This is a genomic window from Actinocorallia lasiicapitis (genome assembly GCF_054778695.1).
The window spans coordinates 1-3,080 of sequence record NZ_BAAGZI010000543.1; the positions used below are offsets into that span (position 1 = coordinate 1).

Consider the following 3,080-nt stretch of genomic DNA (forward strand, 5'->3'; position numbering starts at 1 on the left):
GGCGCGATCACGGCGGCGACGGCCACGGCGAAGTGGGCCTTGTCGTCGCCTTCCTGGAGGGCGCGGGCCGGGCAGGCCGAGCCGCTCCCGCAGCGTTGTCTCGGCGTAGCCGGTCCGGTAGGCGCCGCGCCGCTGCAGCTCGGGCACGAGCGCACGCGAGATGGTGACGAGGTCCAGCGGCAGCACCCCGGGCCGCAGCCGGAATCCGGCATATCCGGCGTCCCGCCAGTCGAGCAGCAGATCGGCCAGCTCGACCGGCGAGCCGGTGAAGATCAGCGCGTCGGACGTCAGCTCCGCGCCGTCGAGCCGGTCCAGCCGCTCCTTACGCTCGGCTCCGTCGAACAGCACCAGCAGGTCGGCGAACACCTTCAGCGGCGGGCCGGTCCGTCCGGTCGCCCGCTCCGCGGCACGGACTGCGCCGATCCGCCGCACCGCGTCGTCGTGGTCCTGCGGGGTGACGTACACGACGTCGGCGTGGCGGGCCGCCAGCTCGTACCCGGTCGCCTCGTGGGCCAGCAGGGTGATCGGCGGCCGGCCCTGCGGCGGCCGCGGCGTGATCGAAGGACCTCGCACGCTGAACGCGGCGCCCGCGAAGTCGATGTAGTGGAGTTTGTCCCGGTCGACGAACCGCCCGGACGCGACGTCCCGGATCTCCGCGTCGTCCTCCCAGGAGTCCCAGAGCCGCCCCACCACCTCGGCGAACTCCCCCGCCTCGTCGAACAGCGACCGCGGCAACCCCTGGTCGGCGACGGCCGGATCGAGCACAGGGAACACGCGACGCCCGAAATGCCGGGCGTCGGCGGCCCGTGCGTGGATCTGCGGACGCCACCCGGCGCGCCCCCGCGTCGCGTGGTCGAGGGACGCGATGCCGATCGACACGTGGAACGGTTCGGCGTGCGTGGTGCTGGTCGTCGGCACCAGCCCCAGATGGGATGTGGCCGTGGCCAGCCGCGCCGCGAGCAGCACGGCGTCGAACCGGCCCCGTACCTGGTCGGTGCGGCCGTCGTGGCCGTCGGTCCGCGACGACTGGAGCGCGTAGGAGTCCTCGAAGGTGACGAAGTCGAGCAGGCCGAGTTCGGCTTCGGCGGCGAGCGCCGCCCAGTAGCGGGCCTTGAACAGCGCGGACGGGCGCGCGGAGGGGTCGCGCCAGGCCGCCGGATGCCAGCCCGCGCCGTCCAGCGCGGCGGACAGATGCAGGGTCATGTCAGCTCCAGATGGTCGCGGAGGGTGGTGCCGGTGTAGTCGGTGCGGAACACGCCCCGTTCCTGCAGCAGCGGGGCGACCTGGCCGGGGGTGCCGATGAAGGTCTGCCGTCCGGTCACCTCGATGACCAGGTCGCGGATTCCGAAGCCGCGGGCCTCGGCGATCTCCCGCCAGCGCCTCGCGACGGCCGCCCGGTCGCCGCGGAACTGGGCGCGGCCCTGGGAGACCCCTTCCCCGAAGTCGGGTTCGAGCTCGGGCAGCGGCCCTTCGGGGTCGTGGCCGGACAGGTCGCGCCCCCACACCGCTTCCAGGAAGGAGAGCGCGGTCCTGCCGGAGACCTGGAGCCGGCGGATATGCAGGGCGCGCTCCTGCGCCTCGTGTTCGGTGGCGCCGAGCACGTAGGTGACGGCCGGGAGGATCTTCAGCTCGGACGGCCGCCGCCCGTACCGGGCCAGCCTGGCCTTGACGTCCTTGAAGAACGCCCGGCCGTCCTCGAGGGTGCTGTGCCGGGAGAAGATCACGTCGGCGTCGGAGGCGGCGAACTCCCTGCCTTCGGGCGAGTCGCCCGCCTGGAGGATCACCGGCCTCCCCTGCGGGCCCGGCGGCACGTTGAAGTGGCCGGAGATGGCGAACTGGGGGCCGTCGTGGGCGAAGGCCCCTGCGTCGGGGTCGGCGAGGAACCGGCCGGTGGCGGGGTCGGCGAGCAGGGCGTCGGCGGGCCAGGAGTCCCACAGTTCGCGTGCGGTCGCCAGGAACTCGCGGGCCCGGTGGTAGCGGTCGGCTTCGGCGAGGTAGCCGCCGCGCCGGAAGTTCTCGCCGGTGAAGGCGTCCCAGCTCGTCACGACGTTCCAGGCGGCGCGGCCGTCGGATAGATGGTCGAGGGTGGCGAGGCGGCGGGCGACCTCGTAGGGCTCGTTGAAGGTGGAGTTGACGGTCGCGGCCAGCCCGAGCCGGGACGTCACACCGGCCAGCGCCGCCAGGACGGTCAGCGATTCGGGACGCCCGACGACGTCCAGGTCGTAGATCCGGCCTTTGAGTTCGCGCAGCCGCAGCCCTTCGGCCAGGAAGAAGAAGTCGAACTTGCCGCGTTCTGCGGTGCGGGCGAGATGGATGAAGGATTCGAGGTCGATCTGGCTGCCGGCCTGCGGGTCGGACCAGACGGTCGTGTTGTTGACCCCGGGGAAGTGGGCGGCCAGGTGGATCTGCGCATATTATCCACTTTTCCAGTATGAATATAGGGAAACTTGGAGGCCCCCTTTGACGACGGCCATCGCCGCCATCCCCCCTGCTCCCGTGTACGACCGGACGAAGATGTTCGTCCTGCTGGGCGCACTCACCTCGGCGGGGCCCCTCGCCATCGACCTGTACCTGCCGGCGCTCCCCCGGCTGGCGCACGATCTGGCGATCCCTCCGGCGACCGCGCAGCTCTCCCTGACGGCGTTCATGATCGGGCTCGGCACCGGGCAGATCATCGCCGGCCCGCTCAGCGACGCCCTCGGCCGGCGCCGTCCGCTGCTCCTCGGGCTCGCCGCGTTCGCCGTGGTGTCGGTGCTGTGCGCGCTGGCCCCGCGGATCGAGATCCTCATCGGTCTGCGCCTGGTCCAGGGACTGATGGCGGCGACCGGGGTCGCGCTCACCAAGGCCGTGGTCCGCGACCTGTACAGCGGGGTCGAGGCGGCGCGCTTCTTCACCATGCTGATGCTGGTCACCGGTCTCGTGCCGCTGCTCGCGCCGGTGTTCGGCGCACAGCTCCTGCGGCTGGTGCCGTGGCCGGGACTGTTCGGGGCGATGGCCGCGGCGGGCGCGCTGCTCTGGCTGGCCGCGCTGACCCTGCTGCCGGAGACCCATCCACCGCACGCGCGGACCGCCGCACGGCC

The 3,080-nt window shown here is 72.6% G+C and carries 3 protein-coding genes; 1 reads left to right on the forward strand and 2 read right to left on the reverse strand.

The genetic code is table 11. The features are described from left to right. Together ACYVE7_RS31840 and ACYVE7_RS31845 are read right to left on the reverse strand one after the other, a co-directional pair. A partial coding sequence (locus ACYVE7_RS31840) for an LLM class flavin-dependent oxidoreductase (protein ID WP_460369999.1) occupies window positions 1-1,203 on the reverse strand: 1,203 nt, incomplete at its 3' end. Beyond that, the gene (locus tag ACYVE7_RS31845) at window positions 1,200-2,405 is read right to left on the reverse strand and encodes an NtaA/DmoA family FMN-dependent monooxygenase (RefSeq protein ID WP_460370002.1); all 1,206 of its coding nucleotides are present in this window, start codon (window positions 2,403-2,405) and stop codon (window positions 1,200-1,202) included. The genes ACYVE7_RS31845 and ACYVE7_RS31840, both read right to left, overlap by 4 nt. A gap of 55 nt (window positions 2,406-2,460) precedes the next feature. Between ACYVE7_RS31845 and ACYVE7_RS31850 the strand changes: the two genes are divergently transcribed. After that, the coding region (locus tag ACYVE7_RS31850) for an MFS transporter (protein ID WP_460370000.1) at window positions 2,461-3,080 on the forward strand (620 nt) is incomplete at its 3' end.